16 protein-coding genes are annotated in these 20,002 nt (G+C 70.9%); 8 read left to right on the top strand and 8 right to left on the bottom strand.

Going from position 1 to position 20,002, the window contains the following annotated elements:
* Nucleotides 1-4 precede the first annotated feature (4 nt).
* From NRB56_RS13150 to NRB56_RS13160, 3 genes are read right to left on the bottom strand one after another with little or no spacing between them, the layout of a single operon-like run.
* Nucleotides 5-1,009: a zinc-binding dehydrogenase gene (locus NRB56_RS13150; protein WP_153341768.1), complete on the bottom strand. Its 1,005-nt coding sequence runs from the start codon at nucleotides 1,007-1,009 to the stop codon at nucleotides 5-7.
* A gap of 56 nt (nucleotides 1,010-1,065) precedes the next feature.
* On the bottom strand, nucleotides 1,066-1,638 hold the full coding sequence (locus tag NRB56_RS40115; protein ID WP_319942941.1) for a TetR/AcrR family transcriptional regulator: 573 nt from the start codon (nucleotides 1,636-1,638) through the stop codon (nucleotides 1,066-1,068).
* Entirely contained in the window at nucleotides 1,631-2,482 is an 852-nt protein-coding gene (locus NRB56_RS13160; RefSeq protein WP_153341770.1) for an alpha/beta fold hydrolase, read from the bottom strand. Before NRB56_RS13160 ends, NRB56_RS40115 begins: the two co-directional genes overlap by 8 nt.
* Before the next feature lie 193 nt (nucleotides 2,483-2,675).
* Between NRB56_RS13160 and NRB56_RS13165 the strand changes: the two genes are divergently transcribed.
* Entirely contained in the window at nucleotides 2,676-3,014 is a 339-nt protein-coding gene (locus NRB56_RS13165) for a hypothetical protein (protein ID WP_153341772.1), read from the top strand.
* A gap of 6 nt (nucleotides 3,015-3,020) precedes the next feature.
* Here the strand turns inward: NRB56_RS13165 and NRB56_RS13170 are convergent, their stop codons facing one another.
* Together NRB56_RS13170 and NRB56_RS13175 are read right to left on the bottom strand one after the other, a co-directional pair.
* Nucleotides 3,021-4,523, bottom strand: coding sequence for a threonine/serine exporter family protein (locus tag NRB56_RS13170; protein WP_227837624.1), 1,503 nt, complete (start codon nucleotides 4,521-4,523; stop codon nucleotides 3,021-3,023).
* Between the two features lie 129 nt (nucleotides 4,524-4,652).
* The gene (locus tag NRB56_RS13175) at nucleotides 4,653-5,861 is read right to left on the bottom strand and encodes an FAD-dependent monooxygenase (RefSeq protein WP_153341774.1); all 1,209 of its coding nucleotides are present in this window, start codon (nucleotides 5,859-5,861) and stop codon (nucleotides 4,653-4,655) included.
* Between the two features lie 76 nt (nucleotides 5,862-5,937).
* Between NRB56_RS13175 and NRB56_RS13180 the strand changes: the two genes are divergently transcribed.
* The 3 genes from NRB56_RS13180 to NRB56_RS13190 all read left to right on the top strand — a co-directional run bounded on the left by NRB56_RS13180 (nucleotide 5,938) and on the right by NRB56_RS13190 (nucleotide 8,311).
* A complete protein-coding gene (locus tag NRB56_RS13180; protein WP_153341776.1) occupies nucleotides 5,938-6,471 on the top strand; it encodes a TetR/AcrR family transcriptional regulator in 534 nt (177 codons plus the stop codon).
* Between the two features lie 137 nt (nucleotides 6,472-6,608).
* Nucleotides 6,609-7,574: an ATP-binding cassette domain-containing protein gene (locus tag NRB56_RS13185; RefSeq protein WP_153341778.1), complete on the top strand. Its 966-nt coding sequence runs from the start codon at nucleotides 6,609-6,611 to the stop codon at nucleotides 7,572-7,574.
* Nucleotides 7,571-8,311, top strand: coding sequence for an ABC transporter permease (locus NRB56_RS13190; RefSeq protein WP_153341780.1), 741 nt, complete (start codon nucleotides 7,571-7,573; stop codon nucleotides 8,309-8,311). The genes NRB56_RS13185 and NRB56_RS13190 overlap by 4 nt, the downstream gene beginning before the upstream one ends.
* On the opposite strand, the gene NRB56_RS39695 is transcribed toward NRB56_RS13190, so the two are convergent.
* On the bottom strand, nucleotides 8,295-11,459 hold the full coding sequence (locus NRB56_RS39695) for a BTAD domain-containing putative transcriptional regulator (RefSeq protein ID WP_153341782.1): 3,165 nt from the start codon (nucleotides 11,457-11,459) through the stop codon (nucleotides 8,295-8,297). The genes NRB56_RS13190 and NRB56_RS39695 overlap by 17 nt on opposite strands.
* A 380-nt stretch (nucleotides 11,460-11,839) precedes the next feature.
* Entirely contained in the window at nucleotides 11,840-12,835 is a 996-nt protein-coding gene (locus NRB56_RS13200; RefSeq protein ID WP_319942942.1) for an NAD-dependent epimerase/dehydratase family protein, read from the bottom strand.
* A gap of 241 nt (nucleotides 12,836-13,076) precedes the next feature.
* Between NRB56_RS13200 and lon the strand changes: the two genes are divergently transcribed.
* The 3 genes from lon (at nucleotide 13,077) to NRB56_RS13215 (ending at nucleotide 18,023) form a co-directional block, all read left to right on the top strand.
* Nucleotides 13,077-15,482, top strand: a complete 2,406-nt coding sequence (gene lon, locus NRB56_RS13205) for an endopeptidase La (protein ID WP_153341786.1) — start codon at nucleotides 13,077-13,079, stop codon at nucleotides 15,480-15,482.
* A 363-nt stretch (nucleotides 15,483-15,845) separates the two neighbouring features.
* A complete protein-coding gene (locus NRB56_RS13210) occupies nucleotides 15,846-16,337 on the top strand; it encodes a hypothetical protein (protein ID WP_153341788.1) in 492 nt (163 codons plus the stop codon).
* A 105-nt stretch (nucleotides 16,338-16,442) separates the two neighbouring features.
* A complete protein-coding gene (locus NRB56_RS13215; protein WP_153341790.1) occupies nucleotides 16,443-18,023 on the top strand; it encodes an FAD-dependent monooxygenase in 1,581 nt (526 codons plus the stop codon).
* On the opposite strand, the gene NRB56_RS13220 is transcribed toward NRB56_RS13215, so the two are convergent.
* The gene (locus NRB56_RS13220) at nucleotides 18,024-18,458 is read right to left on the bottom strand and encodes a PaaI family thioesterase (RefSeq protein WP_319942943.1); all 435 of its coding nucleotides are present in this window, start codon (nucleotides 18,456-18,458) and stop codon (nucleotides 18,024-18,026) included.
* Between the two features lie 131 nt (nucleotides 18,459-18,589).
* Here NRB56_RS13220 and NRB56_RS13225 point away from each other — a divergent pair, with 131 nt between their 5' ends.
* Nucleotides 18,590-19,969, top strand: coding sequence for a serine hydrolase domain-containing protein (locus NRB56_RS13225; protein ID WP_153341794.1), 1,380 nt, complete (start codon nucleotides 18,590-18,592; stop codon nucleotides 19,967-19,969).
* Nucleotides 19,970-20,002: the final 33 nt, after the last annotated feature.

The following is a 20,002-nucleotide window of genomic DNA, read 5'->3' on the forward strand; positions in this document are numbered from 1 at the left end:
GCCGTCACGGTGTCAGGACGAGCCGAATCGGGTTGCCCTGCTTGGTTTCCAGCGCGCGCACGGCCTGCTCCACCGCCGCCAGCGGCAGGATCCCGCTGACCGAGCGGGAGAACTCGATCCGGTGCAACCGTTGCAGCCCAACCAGTTCCGTGACGTGTTCCGGGCTCGACCCGTAGTGCCCGCGCAGTTGCTGCTGGAAGAAGCTGAAGGCGGTGCCGCCGGTGATCGTGATGGGTTTGTCGGTGAGCCCCACCAGCGTCAGCCGGCCGCCGGGCGCGAGGCAGACGATCGCCTGCTCCCGCACCGCCGCCACCCCGGCGAAATCGAACGCGGCGGCCAGCCCGGCACCGCCGGTGGCGCCGAAGACCTTGTCGCGCACCGCCGAATCGGCCGAGTCCAGGGCCAGATCGGCGCCGAAATCCAGGGCCCGTTCCCGGGCCGCCGGTAGCGGATCGACCGCGACGATCGGCGCCGCACCGGCGAGCCGGAGCAGTTGGATCGCGTGCGCCCCCAGCCCGCCGACGCCCCACACGCCGACCGGTTCCGCGGGCCGCACGGCGGCCGTGGTGGTGATCGCCGCCCACGGCGTGGACACCGCGTCCGGGATGAAACAGGCCTGCTCGAAGGGCAGATCGTCCGGAATGGGCACCACGGTGTCGACCCGGGCGAGCGCGTATTCGGCCCAGCCCCCGTCGTAGTCGACGCCGCGGGTGTAGGTCTGTTCGCCGCGCAGCTCACCGGCCTGCAACAGCACCCGATCCCCTTCCCGGACCCCGCTCACCCCCGGGCCCAGTGCGTGGACCGTGCCGGCCACCTCGTGCCCGAGGGTGACGACGTCGCCTTCGAGGAACAGCGGATTCAGCGTCCCGTCGATGAGATGGACGTCCGACAGGCAGACGCCCGCCGCCGCGACCCGGATCAGGACCTGATCGGGGCCCGGTTCCGGGACCGGGACGTCGTCCAGCGCGAGGTGGCGGTTCGAACCGAGATGTAGCCGGGCAGCCAGCATGGGCGCAGCTCCTTCGTGGTCCGGGTGGAACGTGTCCGATCGGAGTCTTTCAGAGATCAGTGGCGCCCGATCTCACCGAAACCACGATCCAGGAACCGGATCATCCAGGCGAAGCTGTCGTCGATATCGCCGCTCCATTGGAATCCGTCGGCGAGCCGGAGGGTGGCGAAGCCGTGGAACGTACAGCGCAGCGTGCGCAGCGCGTGCACCATCTCGCCGTCGCGAACGCCGTAGCCGCGCAGTATCACCTCCAGGGATTCCAGTACCCGCCCGCCCGCCAGCCGCAGCGGATCGTCGGGTCCGCCGAGCGCCGCCCCGACGGTGGCCGTGTAGCGGCCGGGATGGGCCATGACGTAGTCGCGGAACGCCGTGGCGAAGGCGGCCAGCGCCGCGCTGCCCGAGGTGCCGTGCATGGCGTCGCGCACCCGCTGGTCCAATTCGGTCATGGCGAGGATGGCAATGCCGCGCTGCAGATCCGCCAGCCCGTCGATGTGCTTGTACAGCGACGGGGGACGCACACCCAGCCGTTCGGCCAGCGCGCCCAGCGCCAGATTCCCGTAGCCGCGTTCGTCGGCGAGCGTCGCGCCGGCCGCGACGACCTCGGTCCGGCTGAGCCCCGCTCTAGGCACCCGCGTGCTCCTTCAGGAAGGGCAGGACGAGGGCGGCCGTCCGTTCGGCGGCCTCGGCGTGCGGATAGTGTCCCGCGCCCTCGACCAGCACCGAGTGGCCCAGCCCGGCAGGCAGCGCCGCCACGACGGCCCGGCCCTCGGCCGCCGGATCCGGAAAGTCCGGATCGGCGCCACCCATCACGATCAGGGCCGGCCGGGTGACGTGGGGCAGTAGCGCCTCGGCATCCGCCGGTGTGGTGCGGCCGGTCTTCATGAATTCGGCCATCCGGCCCGGTTCGCGCAGTGTCGCGGCGAGCGCGGCCATCTCCTGCTCGTGGTCGGCGGGCTTCGTCGGATATGCCACCGCGAGGTAGCTCAGCCAGGCACGCAGGCTCTTGGTCAGCATGGTCGTCATCAGCCGGGTCATGCCCCGGCGGTACCGCGGCACGGTGAACAGCGCGCCCAGGTCGAACTTCTGCACCCGGGTGAACGGGTTGATCTCGACGATCGCCCGCACCGCCGCCGGATCGGTGGCCGCCGCGATGGTCGCGGCCCCGCCGGACAGCGAATGCCCCACGATCACCGCCGGTCCGCCCAGCGCGTGGATCACCGCGAGCAGGTCGCCCGCCACGTCGGTGCGGCTGATGGCCTCCTTGCCGGTCACCGACGGCACGCCCGTGCTCGACTCGCCGTGCCCGCGCATGTCGACGCTGACCACCCGGTATCCGGCCGCGGCCAGCAGCGGCGCCAGATGCCGGAACGCCTGCCGCCGGTCGCCCATCCCGTGCGAGAGCACGACCAGCGGTCCCGCGCCGATCGCTTCGTAGGCGATCCGGCCACCCTCGATGTCCACGTACTCGGTCATTGCCACTCCTCAAAGCTAATTCGGATAGCCATAAAGCTAATCTAATTAGCCCAAGCCGTCAAGCGACGCCGATCCGGGCCGCGGCGTCCAAGTTGATCCGTTCGAAGCGCGCATCCGCCGGGCCCCGGCCGGGACGGTGCGGAATAATGAACGTGGTTGCCGCACAACAGATGTGCTTCGCAAGGGGGAATCAATGGCCGAATATCAGTATCGATGTGACCTGTGTGGACAACGAACCGGTTGGTACTCCAGTGACGACGCCGCCGACGCCGAATACATCGGCCACATGGAGGTCCACCTCGATCCGCCGCCGGATTTCGGCCCGCCCCGCAAGGCGTCCCGGCGGTCCCGCACCCTTTTCGGCGGCGCCACCGACTGGCAGCCCGAACCGCACCCCCATATCCCGCTCGCCGAGAAATGCGCGATCTGCGGGACGAGCTGGATTCCGGGCGTGGACCGGGCCCGCAGCGCCGACCGGATCACCTGCGGCAAGCCGGAATGCGTGACGATCCACCGGAGCTGGAGCCGCTGACCGCCCTCAGCCCGCAGCGCCGCGCCGGCGCCGGATCTGCGGCCGCCGGATGCCGCGGAACCGCTGCACGATGTGCGGCCGGCGCAGCTCGCGAGCGAACCATTCACCGAGGGTGACGCCCGCGGCCAGCGCGCAGCCGACGGAGAAGGCGCCGAACAACTGGCTGAATCCGTTGAGCAGATCACTGTTGAGCAGAGCCGCCAGGCCGCGGTACACCCGCAGTCCCGGCAGCAGCGGCACGATGCCCGCCATCGCCACCACCAGCGGCGGCGTCAGCGCACGGCGGGCCATCAGACCACCGGCCAGGCCGACCACCGTGGCGGCGAAGCCGGTGCTCACCACCGGCCCGAAACCGATCTGCAACGGCAGCAGGTAACACACCGTCGCGGCGGCCCCGCTGAGCCCGGCCACCAGCAGCGCCTGCCGTTCCGCGTAACAGGCCAGCGCGAAGGCCGCGGCGGCGACCGCGCCGGCGGCGATCTTCAGCGGCAGATTGGTGACATCCCCGGCCGGGGTCATGATGATCGGCGGCGCCACGGCGTGCAGCAGATCGGCCACCCGCAGCGTCAGCGCGATACCGGCGATGATGCCGCCGGTCAGCATCATGACCTCCAGCATCCGCGCCGCCGCGGTGATCGGCGCCCCGGTGATGGCGTCCTCGACCGAACCGACCAGCTGCGCACCACTGAGCAGTGCCGTGATGCCGGCGGCGATGATCAGCGACGGATTGACGTCCAGCCGCCCGGCGAAGGTCGCGAGCAGGACCGCCGGCGTCGCCGCGATCACCCCGCCGATCACGTTCTGGAAGAAGAACGGCATCCGCCGCTGGTTCAGGAGGCGGTTCGCCCGGTAGATCGCCATCGTGGTGACGAAGCTGACCGCCGCGACCAGGAGATCGCCGCCGAGCAGCAGCGCGATCGAGGCCGCCAGCAGCGCCCACCCGCTCGCCGCCACCCAGCGGCTGTAGGGGTGCGGGGCGGTGACGATCGCGTCCAGGGTGGCGCGCGCGTCCTCCACCGGGACCAGTTCGCGCCGCACCCGCCGGGTGAACCGGTCCACCGCGGCGAGCCGGGTGAAGTCCAGCGACCGGTAGTGCACCACCCGCATCGTGCTGGCGGGCGGCATGGTGGGCCCGCGGTCCGCCGAGATGCGGATGGAGTTGTAGGTGACATCGATATCGCACTGCGCCAGCCCGTAGGTGGCGGCCATGAATTCGATCCGGGTGCTGGTATCCATCACGGCCGTCCCGGCCGCCAGCGCGACCTCCCCGACCTGTTCGGCCAGTTCCAGCACCTCGGTGACGCGCGCGTCGTCACCGAGATCGATGGGCTGGACCGGCGCGGGTGCCTCGACGACCGCGTCCACGGTCGCCTTGCGGTCGGCGACCAGCCGCGCGGCCAGCCCGGTGGCCGCGCGCCGCAGCGGTCCCCGCGGCCGGGCCGGTACGGGAACGCCGGCCTCCCATCCGGATTCGAGGCCGACCGAGTCGTTCATCGGGAATTCGCTCATCCACACACCTCCTGTCCGCACCGTAACGCCGCGAGCCGTTCGGGACGACCCGTGGCCCGGCCGGTGCGGTGGACCGTCGCCACCGAAGATCGAGTGCCCGGCGGGGCCGGGCCGACACCCGTTCGGATTTCACCGGCCGGCGCGCGAATAATCGTCGACGGTCATCGAGTTGTAGAGCCGCCCGCTCCCGGTCGTGAGCCGCAGCAGTGTCCGCCCGGCCCACGCGGGCAACGCGGAGACCAGCCGCGCGCCCTGGGCCAGCCCGGTCACGCCGAGCCGGGACGTGGGGATCAGGGTCTTCGCCGCACTGAGCGCCGCCGCGCGGCTGCCGCGCACATGCTCCGCCATCGCCCGCTCGTAGGCGGGGAAGGCGCGCTCGTGATCGCCGCCCGCCCGCGCCAGCTCCCCGGCCAGCACATACGCGCCGACCACGGCCAGCGTGGTGCTGCCGCCGACCGCCGGGCCCGGGCAGTACCCGGCATCGCCGACGAGCGTCACCCGTCCCCGCGACCAGCTGTCCATCCGGAGCTGGGTGATCGAGTCGAAGTAGAACGCCGGGGTCCGATCGAGTTCGGCCACCCACCCCGTGACCTCGGCGTCGAACCCCCGGAACGCGCTGCGCAGCAACTCCTTCTGCCGATCCACGTCGCGGTGGTCGTAGTCGAGCGGTTCCGCGCCGCGGAACAGGAACAGCACCCGCGCGTCGTCGAGGTGCCGCGCGCCGTACATGCCGGCGGTCCGGCCGACCCCGGTGTGGATGACCAGTTCGCCGTCGAGCCCGGCGGTGTTCGGCAGCGACAGCACCCCCAGATAGGCCCCCGTGAAGGCGGCGAACCGGGACTCGTCCCCGAACACCAGGCGCCGCACGTTCGAATGCAGCCCGTCCGCGCCGACGACGAGGTCGAACCGCCGCGGCTCGGCCCGTTCGAACGACACCTGCCCGTCCGGTCCGATCGCGGTGATCGAATCGCCGAACACGTACTCGACGTCGTCGCGGGTGGCGTCGTGGTAGATCTCGCCGAGATCGTCCCGCATGACCTCGGCGTGCCGGGCGGACGCGGCGCCGAACACCTTGGTGAGGTCGACCCGGACCGGCCGCGGCACCCCCTCCCGGTACAGGGACATCCGGCTGGTGCCGGTGGCCCGTTCCTCGATCCGCGGCAGCACACCCATCTGCTCCGAGATGTCCATCGCGGGCCGGAACAGGTCGACCGCGTGCCCGCCGGTCTTGCGCGGGGCCGGCGCGCGCTCGACGACGGTGACCGAGAAGCCGTGCCGCGTCAGCCAGTACGCCAGCACCGGGCCGGCGACGCTGGCGCCGGAGATGAGAATTCGCATCGAACGTCTCCTTACTTAACGATAAGTAAGGCTAACACAGTCACTTACCGATCGTTAAGTAAGATAGGGTGACGCCATGCCCCGCCCCTCCGACACCAAGCAGCGGATCCAGGACGTCGCCCGCGAGCTGTTCGCGCGGCAGGGTGTGCAGCGGACCAGCCTCCAGGAGATCGCCGACCGGCTGGGCATCACCAAACCGGCGCTCTACTACCACTTCACGTCCCGCGAGGAACTGGTCCGCAGCATCGTGCAGCCGATGATCGACGAGGAGGAGGCCTTCCTCCTCGAGCAGGAGGCCCTGCCCGAGGTGGACCCGCACACCCTGCTGGCGGGCTACTTCGACTTCCTCTACCGCAACCGCGCCGAGGTCATGCTCATGCTGAGCGAGCTCACCACCCTCGCCGACCTGGGCCTGATCCCGTTGGTGATGACGTGGCGCCGACGGCTCGCGGCCCTGCTGTACGGCCCCGAGCCCACCCTGGAACAGGCCACCCGCGCCGCGTTCGCCTTCGGCGGCATCCAGGACTGCACGATCCAGTTCCCGGACACCCCGCCGGCGGACCTCCGCCGGGCCACCCTGGCCGGCGCCCACGCCGCCCTGGGCCTCTGAACAGCGCAGACCCGAACAACAGCGGGCCACGGACCCCGTGGCACGGGTGGATGCCGTCACGCCGTTGACACCGGGTCCGCCCGCGCTGTCCGCGCCGTGACAGGGGCGTGACAGGCCGGCCGCCGACAGTTCTCGGCATGAGCAATTCGGCGATCGCGGTCTCGGGACTGCGGAAGAAGTACGGGGACAAGGTCGTACTCGACGGCATCGACCTCGAGGTCGGCGCGGGGACGGTCTTCTCCCTGCTCGGGCCCAACGGCGCGGGCAAGACGACGACGGTGAACGTGCTGAGCACGTTGACGAGGGCGGACGGCGGATCGGTGCGGGTCGCCGGCCACGACGTCGCGACGGAGGCGAAGGCGGTGCGCGCCGCGATCGGCGTCACCGGCCAGTTCGCGGCGGTCGACGAGCTGCTGACCGGGCAGGAGAACCTGCGGTTGATGGTCGACCTGCACGGCCTGTCCGGCAGGGACGGCAAGCGGGTCGTCGCGGAGTTGCTGGACCGCTTCGATCTCACGGCGGCGGCGAAGAAGCCGGCGGCGACCTACTCCGGCGGCATGCGCCGCAAGCTCGATCTGGCGATGACACTGGTCGGCGACCCGCGGATCATCTTCCTGGACGAGCCGACCACCGGCCTGGACCCGCGCAGCCGGCGCACGATGTGGTCGATCGTCCGCGATCTGGTGGCCGACGGCGTGACCATCTTCCTCACCACGCAATATCTCGAGGAGGCCGACCAGCTCGCCGATCACATCGCGGTGCTGGATCAGGGCCACGTGGTCGCCGAGGGCACCCCCGACGAACTCAAGCGCCGGATCCCGGGCACCCATGTCCGGCTGCGGTTCGCCGAGCTCGCCGAACTCGACGCGGCCGCCCGGATCCTCCCCGACGCCACCCGCGACGACGAGACGCTGACGTTGCGGGTGCCGGGCGACGGCGGCACGAAATCGCTGCGCGCCCTGCTGGATCGGCTCGCCGAGTACTCGCTCGACGCCGCCGAATTCTCCGTTCACACCCCCGATCTCGACGACGTCTTCCTCGCCCTCACCGGCCACGCCACCACCGCCACGCCGGACCACACCCCGGAGGTATCCGCGAAATGAAATCCCATTCGGTCATGCTGCGCCGCAACTTCCGGCACATCGCCCGCAATCCCACGTCCGTCTTCAACGCGGTCCTGATGCCGATCATCATCATGCTGATGTTCGTCTACATGTTCGGCGACGCCTTCGACGTCGGCGAGCACTACATCGACTACGCGACACCGGGTCTCATGCTGCTCGCGGTCTGCTACGGGCTCGGCGCCACCGCCACCGCGGTGAACTCCGACATGACCAAGGGCATCATCAACCGGTTCAAGGTCATGGACGTCTCCCGCGGCGCGGTGCTCTCCGGGCATGTGATCGCCACCGTGGTGACCAATCTGCTCGCCATCGCGGCGCTGACCGGAGTGGCGTTCGCCCTGGGTTTCCGGCCGTCGGCCGGGGTCGCCGACTGGTTCGGCGTGCTCGGCATCGTGGTGCTGCTCGGTTTCGCGGCAGGCTGGCTCACCGTCGCCCTGGGCCTGGCGGCGAAATCCCCGGAGACCGCGGGCCTGGCCTCGGTGCCGCTGGTCATGCTGCCCTTCTTCAGCAGCGCGATCGTGCCCGCCGAGAAGATGGGCCCCGGGCTGCGGCAGTTCGCGCAGTACCAGCCCTTCACCCCGATCATCGAAACCCTGCGCGGGCTGCTCGCCGGCCACCCGAGCACCGGCACCGCGCTGGCCGCGGTGGCGTGGTGCGCCGGGATCGCGGTGGTCGGATACGCCTGGGCCCGTTCGACATTCAGCAAGCGAGCGTGATCGCGGCCAGCTCCGGTCCGCTCGCCTCCGCACCCTCCCGCATCGCCTCGGTGAACCTCAGGTCACCGAGGCGATGTCGTGCCGTCCGCTCGATCCGGGCGATGTCCGGCAGGGAGCGGTCCGGCAGGCCGAGCACGGCCGCGCTCGCCGCGAGCAGCCGGACGGCCTGCTCGTCCTGTTCCGCCCGCAGCGCCAGATCCGCGATCCCGGCCAGCGCCCGCGCGATCAGCGGCGCGTGGCCCGCCTCGGTCGCCGCCGCGAACGCCGCGGCGCGGTGCGCGCGGGCCGCGCCGAGCTCCCCGGCCAGATAACCCAGCAGATCGTTCCTGGTGGCGCGCCAGATCGGCGCGTCGGCCTCGTCCTTCAGCAGCGTCGTGGCGACGTCGAGGTGCCGGCGCACCTCGTCGGCGTCGCCCCGCCAGCGCGCGAGTTCGGCCTCCGCCAGCGCCAGTTCGGCGAGCACATTCGGCCACGAGACATCCACGGCCGCGCGCCGCGCGTCGGCCATCGCCGCCGCACTCGCCCCGGGATCGCCCGCCAGCCAGTACAACTGGGCCTGTCGCGACCGCATCGGCACCACGTCCTCGACCGCGCCGATCTCCCGGACCACCGCGATCGCCTGTTCGTAGTGCTCACCCGCGCCGGTGAAATCGCCGCGCATGGCGATCCGATTCGCGATTTCGGTCCGCGCGAACGAGATTCCCCAGCGCTCGCCGACCGCGCGGAACTCCGCGAGGGCGGCCTCCAGCGCGAGGTCCGCTTCCCGGTCGCCGCGCCCGAGCTGGATCTGCAGCTTGCCCAGTTGCAGCCGGGCCAGCGCGCGCACCCAGGGATCCGGCTCGGCCAGCAGCGCCTCCCAGGCGGGCAGGATGTCGTCCGGCCCGTGCAGCATCCGTTCCAGCGGCGCGGCGAAACTGGACAGCGGGTGCCGGGTCCGGGCCCGCAGGCTCGCGTCGTATCCCCGCCGGATCCACTCCGCCGCTTGGAACTGGTCGCTCTGCGGCCCGGAGGTCACGAACTGCACGGCGTGCGCGTACACCACGGCCCGGATCTCGTCGGCCACCTCGCCGGGCAGCGCCGCGGCCGCGAGGACCGACTCGTTGCCCTCGGCCTTGTGCCCGCCGAGCCACCAGTACCAACCGGCGGCCGCGGCCAGCCGCATCGCCTCGCCGGCCGCGCCGGCGGCGAGCGCGCCGCGCATCGCGGCGGCGATGTTGTCGTGCTCGGTCCCGAGGACGGCGAGCCACTCGAGCTGTTCGGCGCGGCGCAGATGCGGATCCGCGGTCTCGGCGAGTTCGGTGAAGTACCCGAGATGCGCGCGCCGCGCCCGATCCGCCTCCCCCGCCTCCGAAAGCCGTTGCGCGGCATATTCTCTGATCGTGCCCAGCATCCGGTAACGCGGCGCCCGGTCGCCCTCGGCGAGTACCAGCGATTTCTCGGTCAGCGCGGTCAGCAGTTCGAGCACCTCCCCCGACTCGACCGGCGCGTCCGCGCAGACCCGTTCGGCCGCTTCGAGACTCGCGCCGCCGGTGAACACCGCGAGCCGGCGCAGCACCGCCCGCTCGGTCTCGCCGAGCAGCTCCCAGCTCCAGTCGATCACCGCGCGCAGCGTGCGATGCCGGGGCAGGGCGGTCCGGCTGCCGCCGGTCAGCAGCCGGAACCGGTCGTCGAGCCGATCGGCGAGCTGGTCGAGCGACATACTGCGCAACCGGGCCGCCGCCAGCTCGATGGCCAGCGGCATCCCGTCCAGTGCCCGGCAGACCCGGGCCAGGGTCGCGAGGGACGTGGCGTCGGTGCCGAGATCGGAGCGCACCGCGGCGGCGCGATCCCGCAGCAGCCGCACCGCCGCCGCGGCCTCGATCTCTTCGGGCCCGGCGCCGGCGGCCGGCAGGGCCAGCGGCACCACCGGCCACAGCGCCTCACCGGTGATACCGAGCGGCTCCCGGCTGGTGGCGAGGATCCGCAACCGCCGGCATTCGCCGAGCACCCGATGCGCGAAGGCCGCCGCCGACTCGATGACGTGCTCGCAGTTGTCCAGGACCAGCACCATCGCGCGATCCCGGATCGCGGCGACCACTCGATCCACCGGCCCCGCGTCCGACGCCGTGCCGAGCAGCGCGTCCCGCAGGCCGAGCGCGGCCAGCGTCGCCTGCGCGACCGAATTCCCACTGCCCGATTCGCCCGCGCCGTCCGCGCCGAGCGCCGCGAGTTCGACCATCCAGGCGCCGTCGGGCAGATCGTCGAGCAGGGTGCGCGCGGTCTCGGTGGCCAGCCGGGTCTTCCCCGTCCCGCCCGGCCCGATCAGCGTGGTCAGCCGATGCTCGGCGTTGAGTTCGCGCACCGCGGCGATATCGGATTCCCTGCCGACGTAACTGGTCAGCTCGGCCCGCAGATTGCTCCGCCGGCCCTCCTCCCGGCGTCCCAGCTCCCCGCGCAGCAACGCGATGTGCAGTTCCGCCAGCTCCGCGGAGGGATCGACGCCCAGCTCGTCGGCCAGGATCTCCCGGGTGCGTTCGTACACCCGCAACGCCTCGGTGTCCCGGCCCGACGCGACCAGCGCCCGCATCAATGCGCCGACCAGCCGCTCCCGCACCGGATGCGCCGCCACCAGATCGGTCAGTTCGGTGACCACCGCCGCGCCGTGACCGAGCGTGATCTCCGCGTCGAACCGATCCTCGGTGGCGGCCAGCCGCAACCCCTCGAGCCGGGTGACCGCCGCGTCGAACGCCGCACTCTCCTGCAACCCGACATCCTGCAGCGCCGCACCCCGCCACAGTCCGAGCGCCTCCCGCAACCGCGGCAGCCGCCGCGAATCCTCGTCCTCCCCGGCGCCCGCCACGAGCCGCTCGAACCGCGTCGCGTCGACGTCCTCGGGCTCCACCCGCAGCCGATACCCGTCCGCCTGCCCCTCGACCGCCCCTGCCGGCAACACCTTCCGCAACCGGGAAACCAAGCGCTGCAAGGCATTCGCCGCATCGGCGGGCGGATTGTCCCCCCAGATCCAGTCCACGAGCGTCGCCCGCGGTACCGCCCGGCCGGGTTCGAGTGCGAGGGCGATCAGCAATCCCCGCAGCCGCGCCCCCGGTACCTCGGCGAGAACCCCGTCGTCCCCGCGTAGCTCGAATGGTCCGAGAAGCCCGATCTGCATTCGGCCGATCATGCCACGCGCGCCGGGCGGCCGGGATGCCGCGAATTCCCAGCGACGCCCGTACCCGCTCCCGTCCCGACATCGCGGACCGGCTCGGCGTCGTCGCGGAATCCGCTTCCGGTGTGCGGCGGTCGCCGTACCGTGCGGCCCTTTCGCCGGTCGACGGCGGTGCGAGCCGGGGTGGGGTCCGGGAGCCTTGTCGGTGACGAGACCGGACCCGGTCGCGTACGGCCGACCCGTCGGCAGTATTCGGGCGCCCGCCAACACAGCCGCGTTCGCTTGGCGACCGAGCACATCGACCCCGCCGCGGGGCGTGGCAGCCGCGTTCGCCGGGCGATCATCAGGTCAACCACCGCCGCCGTGGGTTCGCGGGCGATCGATCAGGCCGCACGCCGATGTCGGGTGAAGAACCGGACGGCATCGGCGACGGTGTCCTCGACCGGCCGCGACGTCCAGCCCAGCTCGCGCTCGGCTTTGCCGTGATCGAGCGGGGTCATGGTGTGCATGAGCCGCATCGTGGTCCGGGTGATACGCACATCCTTGCCGGTGACGCGCCCCACGACCTCTCCCACCAGTCCCGCCCCCCACAACACCGTCGGCGGCACACCGTAACGCGCGGGCTCGGCCCCCGTCACCGCCGCGGCGAGCGCGTGCAGCGCCCGGGTCTCCCACCACCCGGCCGAGACGATGTACCGCTCCCCCACTCGGCCGCGTTCCCCCGCCAGCACCAGCGACTCCGCCGCATCCCGGACATCCACCACCTCGGCCCCCGCACCCCGCACAGAGAACGGCAACTTCCCCAGCGCCGCCGCCGCGACCATGCCCCCGTGCGGCGTGGGCAGGAAATCGCCGGGCCCGTAGGTATTGGCCACGCACATCGCGACGGCAGGCAACCCGTCCTCCCGTGCGGCCCGCAACACCAGATCCTCCGCCCGCACGCGGGACCGCACATAATCCCCGCCCAGCCGCTCCCAATTGTGCGGCCCCGCAGTCTCATCGATCACCCCCGCGCCGATGGGCAGCGTGGCCACCGAACTGGTGAACACGAACCGCCGCAGCCCGGCGCCTTTCGCCACCTCGAGCACGGTCCGCAGCCCGTCCACATTGGTCCGGTACAGCGGCGCCGGATCCCGCAACCACGGCCGCGCGTCGACCACGCAGTAGTACACGACGTCGCACCCGGCCATCGCCGCCCGCAGCGCCTCCACATCCGCGATATCCCCGAACACGTACTCGACATCCAGATCCGCGAGCGCCCGCAGCGAACTCGTCGGCCGGACCATGGCCCGCACGGGCTCCCCCCGCTCGACCAGCCGCCGGACCACGTGTGAGCCGAGAAACCCACTCGCCCCGATCACCAATCCCGAGCCGCTCACCACTGCCCTCCGACTTCCGGTTACCGGACACAGCGAAGGTAGACAGATGTCCAGAATGATGTCAATGCAATCGGTTCGCTGGGGGCACCCGCGGGTGACGACGGGCTGAACCCGGTGGATCCTATGTTCGCGGTGGGCGAACATGTGGCCGGAACATCCAGGACATGGGCGGGGTTGAGTAGGTATCGCTCAACCCTGGACGACAAGCGGCCCGGGGATGCTCTGGAAGGGGCCTCAGAATATGACTACCCCACGGAATCTGCCGGTGTTGTTCCTCAGTGACACGGTCGTGCTGCCCGGCATGGTGGTGTCGATCGCGCTCGACGAGGCGGCACAGGCTGCCATCGACGCGGCCCGGGCCGCGAAGCTGGACTCGGTGCTGATCGCGCCGCGGCTCGACGAGGGTTACGCCTCGTACGGTGTGGTCGCGGCCATCGAACAGGTGGGACGGATGCGCGGCGGTGCGCCGGCCGCGGTGTTGAAGGCCGAGCAGCGCGCGCGGATCGGGCACGGTGTGACCGGACCCGGTGCCGCGCTGTGGGTCGAGGCGGAGCCGGTGGATCCGGCGCCGGCCGACGGTCGCGCGAAAGAGCTTGCGGCCGAATACAAGAAGCTGGTCGTGTCGGTGCTGCAACGGCGGGAAGCCTGGCAGGTCATCGATGTGGTGAACCAGTTGACCGATCCGTCCGCGCTGGCCGACACCGCCGGCTACGCGCCCTACCTGAACGACGAACAGAAGCGGCAGTTGCTCGACACCCCCGATGTCGCAACGCGTTTGACCACGCTGATCGGCTGGACCAAGGACCACATCGCGGAGATGGAGGTCACCGAGAAGATCAGCGAGGACGTCCGCGAGGGCATGGAGAAGTCGCAGCGGGAATTCCTGTTGCGTCAGCAGCTCAACGCGATTCGCAAGGAACTCGGCGAGGGCGAACCGGACGGGGCCGACGACTACCGGGCCCGGGTGGAGAACGCCGATCTGCCCGAGACGGTCCGCACGGCCGCGCTGCGCGAGGTCGATCGGCTCGAGCGCGGCAGCGAACAGAGCCCCGAGGCGGGCTGGATCCGCACCTGGCTGGACACCGTCCTGGACCTGCCGTGGACCGTGAAAACCACGGACTCCGAGGATGTTCCGGCCGCCCGCGCGGTACTGGACGCCGATCACCACGGCCTGGACGAGGTGAAGGACCGCATGGTCGAGTACCTGGCGGTGCGGGCCCGGCGGGCCGCGCGCGGCCTGGAGGTGGTCGGCGGTCGGGGCTCCGGCGCGGTGCTGGTGCTGGTCGGTCCGCCCGGTGTCGGCAAGACCTCGCTCGGTGAGAGCGTGGCTCGGGCGTTGGGGCGCAAGTTCGTTCGCGTCGCGCTCGGCGGCGTGCGGGACGAGGCGGAGATCCGCGGGCATCGGCGCACCTACGTCGGCGCACTGCCCGGCCGCATCGTGCGCGCCGTCAAGGAGGCGGGTTCGATGAATCCCGTTGTGCTGCTGGACGAGATCGACAAGGTGGGCTCGGACTACCGCGGCGATCCGGCGGCGGCGCTGCTGGAGGTGCTGGACCCGGCGCAGAACCACACCTTCCGGGACCACTACCTGGATCTGGATCTGGACCTGTCCGACGTGCTGTTCATCGCGACCGCGAACGTCATGGAGACGATCCCCGGCCCGCTGCTGGACCGCATGGAGCTGATCACCGTCGACGGCTACACCGAGGACGACAAGGTGGCCATCGCCCGCGACTTCCTGGTGCCCCGGCAGCTGGAACGCAACGCGCTGACCACCGACGAGGTGCGCATCACCGATGCGGCGCTGCGCGAGATCGCGGCGAACTACACCCGGGAGGCCGGCGTGCGGCAGCTGGAGCGCCTGATCGCGAAGGCGTTGCGCAAGGCGGCGACTCGGCTGTCGGAACGTGAGATCCCGGCGACCGCACTGGGTTACGACGCCGCACTGGGCTACGACCGGCCGGTGTCGTCCGAATCCGGCCCGCTGACCATCGATCTCGGTGAGCTGCGGGACTACCTCGGCCGCCCCCGGTTCACCCCGGATTCGGTGGAGCGCACCGCCGTTCCGGGTGTGGCGACCGGCCTGGCCGTCACCGGCGCCGGCGGCGACGTGCTCTACATCGAGGCCAACGCGGCCGAGGGCGAGCGCTCGCTGACCCTGACCGGGCAGCTCGGCGACGTCATGAAGGAGTCCGCGCAGATCGCATTGACCTATGTGCGTTCGCATCTGGAGGAGATCGGGATCGAGCCGTCGGTGCTGGATCGCAACATCCACATCCACTTCCCGGCGGGGGCGGTGCCCAAGGACGGGCCGTCGGCGGGTGTCACCATGGTGACCGCGCTGGTGTCGCTGGCCCTGGGCCGTCAGGTGCGCGCGGACGTCGGGATGACCGGCGAGGTCACCCTCAACGGCCGGGTGCTGCCGATCGGCGGCGTCAAGCAGAAACTGCTTGCCGCACAACGATCCGGCCTGCGGACGGTGTTCATCCCGGCCCGCAACGAACCGGATCTGGACGAGGTCCCGGCCGACGTGCTGGCCGCGCTGGATGTTCGCCCGGTGGGCGATGTGGCCGAGATCCTGGCGTACGCCATCGAGCCGGTCGCCGAACCGGCATACGACGCAACGGCATTCGCCGCGTCCGCCTGATCCGAAGATCGAACGGGCCGTGTGGATTCTCCGGAATCCACACGGCCCGTTTTGTTCTCGGCGGCACAAACCCACAGCGAATAGTCGTCGCTGACAAATTGCCGTACAGGGTTGATCGGCTCCAGGAGCGGGCATATTGCAGCGATGTAGTTCTCCGGACGGCCGGTGACATCGATCACCAACGCCGGCCACCGGCAATATTCAGCCAGCTCAAAGCCTGTTTTAAGGTCCACGAAAGGCTGCCCATACGGAATCATGACGCCGACGTTTCGTGCTGTTAACAAATCCTTAATCACGTTTGCGTTACGTTCACCAGGCCGGAAAGTTTCCGGACCAGAGAACTCCTGAAATTCGGTGATCGAGATGAAGAAGACGATGATGGGTGCGGTGTCGATCGGGGCGCTCGCGATTGCGTCGACCCTGGCCCTTTCGGCCGGTACCGCCAATGCCGATACGCCGGATGTCGCCGCCCCCATCGCGGCGGCGCAGCAGATTCCGGCGACCGCCGACGCCATCGACGATGCCGCCCCGCACGATCCGCAGGCCGACTTCAACGCGGCCCTCGGCCAGGGCGCCACCCAGTTCGGCCTGGCCACCGGCGTCGGCGGCCTGGTCGGCGGCCTCACGGGCGCGGCGGCCGGCTGCGCCCTCGGCATCGCCACCGGCGGCACCCTGTCGGCCCTGGTCTCGGTCGGCACCCTCACGCCACTGGGCGCGCTCGGCGGCTGCCTCCTCGGCGGCTCCACCGTCGGCGGCGTGGGCACCATCCTCGGCGGCGCCGCGGGCGGCATCCCGGTCGGCATCCTCAGCATCATCCAGGGCGCCAACAACCTGCACGCCCAGGGCGACCTGTAATCCGCCCGGCGGGCCCGTGCGCGCCTCCCCTCGCGCGCGGGCCCGCATGCGGCGCGTGACCGCGGCGCAAGTCCGCCGCAAGCGGCCGAATCCACCATCGGGAGCATGACTTCCGCACCTCATACCCCGGTCCTCGTCGTCGGCGGTGGGCTGGTCGGCCTGTCCACGGCACTGCTGCTCGAGTACCACGGCGTGCCCTACGTGCTCGTCGAACGCCGCGCCACCGCGTCCCCGCTGCCGCGCTCGCGCGGCCTGCACGCCCACACCGGCGAGATCTACCGGCAGATCGCGGTGACCGAACGGGTCGACGCCGCGGCCGCCTCGGCCCTGCGCGCCGGCCGCTTCGGCGGCGCGTGGACCGGCGAAACCCTTACCGCCGCACAGCCACTCGACATCCAGATGCACGGCCTGGGCGCGGGCGCGCCCAGCCCGGCACGCTTCGTGTTCCTGCCACAGGTGCTGCTCGAACCGGTACTCGCCGAGACCGCGCGGGAACGCGGCGGCGACATCCGCTTCGGAGTCGAACTGACCGATGTCGACAACGGCCCGGACGGCGTCCTCGCCACCCTGCGCGACCCCGCCGGCGTCGAAACCCGGTTGCGCGCCGACTATCTGATCGCCGCCGACGGCGCGAACAGCCCGATCCGCCGCGCACTCGGCGTCGGCGGCTGGGAGCTGCCGCCGACCCACCACTACCTGAACGTCTTCGCCCACGTCGACCTGACCGGCGTCCTGGACAACCGCAGCTTCAGCCAGTGCGAGATCGACGGCCCGGTCCGCGGCCTGGTGTTGGCCGAGAACAACACCGACGAATGGTCGTTCCACCTCGAATACGATCCGGCCGTCTCGACCCCGGCCGACTACCCGGACGATCGGTGCGTCGACCTGATCCACACCATGATCGGCCGATCCGATCTCGACGTGCGCATCCTCGCCCGAACTGCCTGGGACACCGGCACTTTCGTCGCCGACGACTACCGCTGCGGCCGGATCTTCCTGACCGGTGACGCCGCCCACCGGCACGCTCCCTGGGGCGGTTACGGCGGCAACACCGGCGTGGCCGACGCGCACAACCTGGCCTGGAAACTCGCGGCGGTCCTGTCCGGAACAGCGGGCCCGGAACTGCTGGACACCTACGCGCCGGAGCGCCGCCCCCGCGCTCTGGTCGCGATCGAACAGTCCCGGCTCGGCACCGATTTCCGGACCCGCTACGGCCTCCCGGCCCCGGACAACGCCGCCGACCTGGCTCGTCGACTGGACGGCGACACCGTCATGAGCCGATACCGCTACGCCGCGGCCACCGCGGAACCGACGGCGCTGCACGTCGACACGCTGTCTGGCCAGACCGGAACGCGGGTGCCGCACCTGTGGCTGGACCCCGACGAGACCCTGTCCACCCTCGACCTCGTCGGTCCCGACTTCGCGGTGCTGGTCGCGGGCACCGGCACCCCGTGGCGCGACACCGTCGGCCGCGCCGCCCGCGCGACCGGCGCCGACGTCGAGGTGCACTACCTGCCGGAGGAACAGTGGCGGGAAACCACCGGCCTTCCCGCCGGGGGCGCACTGCTGGTCCGCCCCGACCTGCACGTCGCGAGCCGGCTCGACACCGGTGATCCCGACGAACTCATCTCGGCACTGCGGTCCGCTCTGGGTGCCGGGCTCCCGGCCGGCGCCACGCTCGGCTGATCAGGCGCCGGTGCGATCCGCATCCACGGCGCGCGTCGTGCCCTGTGCGACCGCGCACAGGGTGACCTCTCCCGCCGCGTCCTCGGTCCACAGCTCGCAACTACATGCCGCCTGCCGCCGCGTGGACCCGACGACCCGTGCCTGCGCTCGCAGCCGGACCCCACCGGCAGGCCGCAGATAGGTGATGCTGAACCCGCCGGTCAGCACGTTCGGCCCGAGGACCGTGCCCGCCGCGAAGGTCAGCGAGTTGTCGGCGGCATAGGCCAGCACCCCGCCGTGCAGGAACCCGAACTGCTGCCCGAGTTCGGGCCGGATCGCAATCTCCAAGGTGGCGGCCCCCTCACCGAAGGAGGTGATCTCCGCACCGAGCAGAACACTGAACGGCTGGGCGGCCAGCACAGCCCGCGCGAGCTCCAGATCGAATGGCGAGGTCACGAACAAGCCTCCGAACGGTCGGGGGCGAGCCGCTGCACGGGCTCGATACCGAGATCGAAGTCTAGTGGCGGACGGCGAGTTTCGAGCGATGGCTTGACCTTGCCCCAGGGTCAAGGTTCGACCATGGTGACATGAACGAGACAACAACGCGGCAACTGCCGGATTTCGTAGCCGCCCACGCCGAGAAGCTCGGCCTACCGGGTGTCGCCGTCGGCGTGTTCGCCGACGGTCGCGAGCATTTCGCGTGCCACGGGGTGACGAGCGTGGCCAATCCGCTTCCGGTAGACCAGGACACGATGTTCGTGGTCGGATCCGTCAGCAAGACGTTCACCGCCACCGCCTTGATGCGGCTGGTAGCCGAGGGCTCGGTGGACCTGGAGGCGCCGGTCCGCCGATACGTCCCCGAATTCGCCCGCACCGATGCCAACGGCGACAAGATCACCGTGATGCGGCTGCTCAACCACACGTCCGGCCTGGAATGGCGACTGGCCGCCGACACCGGCGAAGGAGACGACGCGTCGGCCCGCCACGCGGCGAAACTGGCCGACCTGCCCCTGATCTCGGAACCGGGAGCCCGAGCGTCCTACAGCCAGGCGGGGTTCAACCTGGCCGGCCGGATCGTGGAGACCGTCACCGGAACGACCTTCGAGCGGGCCGTCGCCGCACTGCTGTTCGAACCGCTCGGACTCACCCACAGCCGCTACGCGATCAACGACATCATGACCGGCCGATTCGCGGTGGGCCACAACGCCGATGCGGACGGTGTTCTCACGGTGGCCCGGCAGTGGAAGGACCAGCGCGCCGACAACCCCGGCGCCGGTGTGGCGACATCGGTGCGTGATCTGTTGCGCTGGGCGCGATTCCACCTCGGCGACGGCCGCACCGAGGCCGGCGAGCGGATCCTGCCCACCGACCTGCTGCACCGGATGCGGGAACAGACCGTGGAACTGCGCGGCAGCACCCTGGGCGACGCATTCGGCATCTGCTGGTTCCTGCGTGAGGTGGACGGTGTCGCGACCATCGGACACGGCGGATCGGCCAACGGCCAGTTCGCCGACCTGCTCATCGTGCCGGACCGGAACTTCGCCGTAGCCGTGACGTCGAACGCGGGTCCCGACGCCGGCCTCGCATTCAACCGAACCCTGGTGAACTGGGTACTCGAACACCACCTCGGCCTGCGGGAGCCCGACCCGGAACCACTCCCCCACAACCCGGCCCGCGCAGCGGAGATCGCCGGCGACTACGAGAACGAGATGATGCGACTCACCCTCGCCACCGACGGGACCGAGACGACGATCGAATGCGCCATCAAACCGCAGATCCGATCCGCCGCGGACACCGAGATGCCGCCTGACCTGCCACCGGCCGCCCTCGGCCTGCTGCCCGGCGACGCGGACGAGTACATCGTCACCGAGGGTGGCCTGCAAGGACAACGCGGATTCTTCACCCGTGACGAATCCGGCGCGGTGACCGGAATCGATCTGGCCGGCCGCTTGTTCACCCGCGTGTGATGATGTGCGACGCGCATCGGTGAAGGGAGCCAC

Origin of the sequence: Nocardia aurantia, from assembly GCF_009604425.1 — a bacterium.
Taxonomy (GTDB): domain Bacteria; phylum Actinomycetota; class Actinomycetes; order Mycobacteriales; family Mycobacteriaceae; genus Nocardia; species Nocardia aurantia.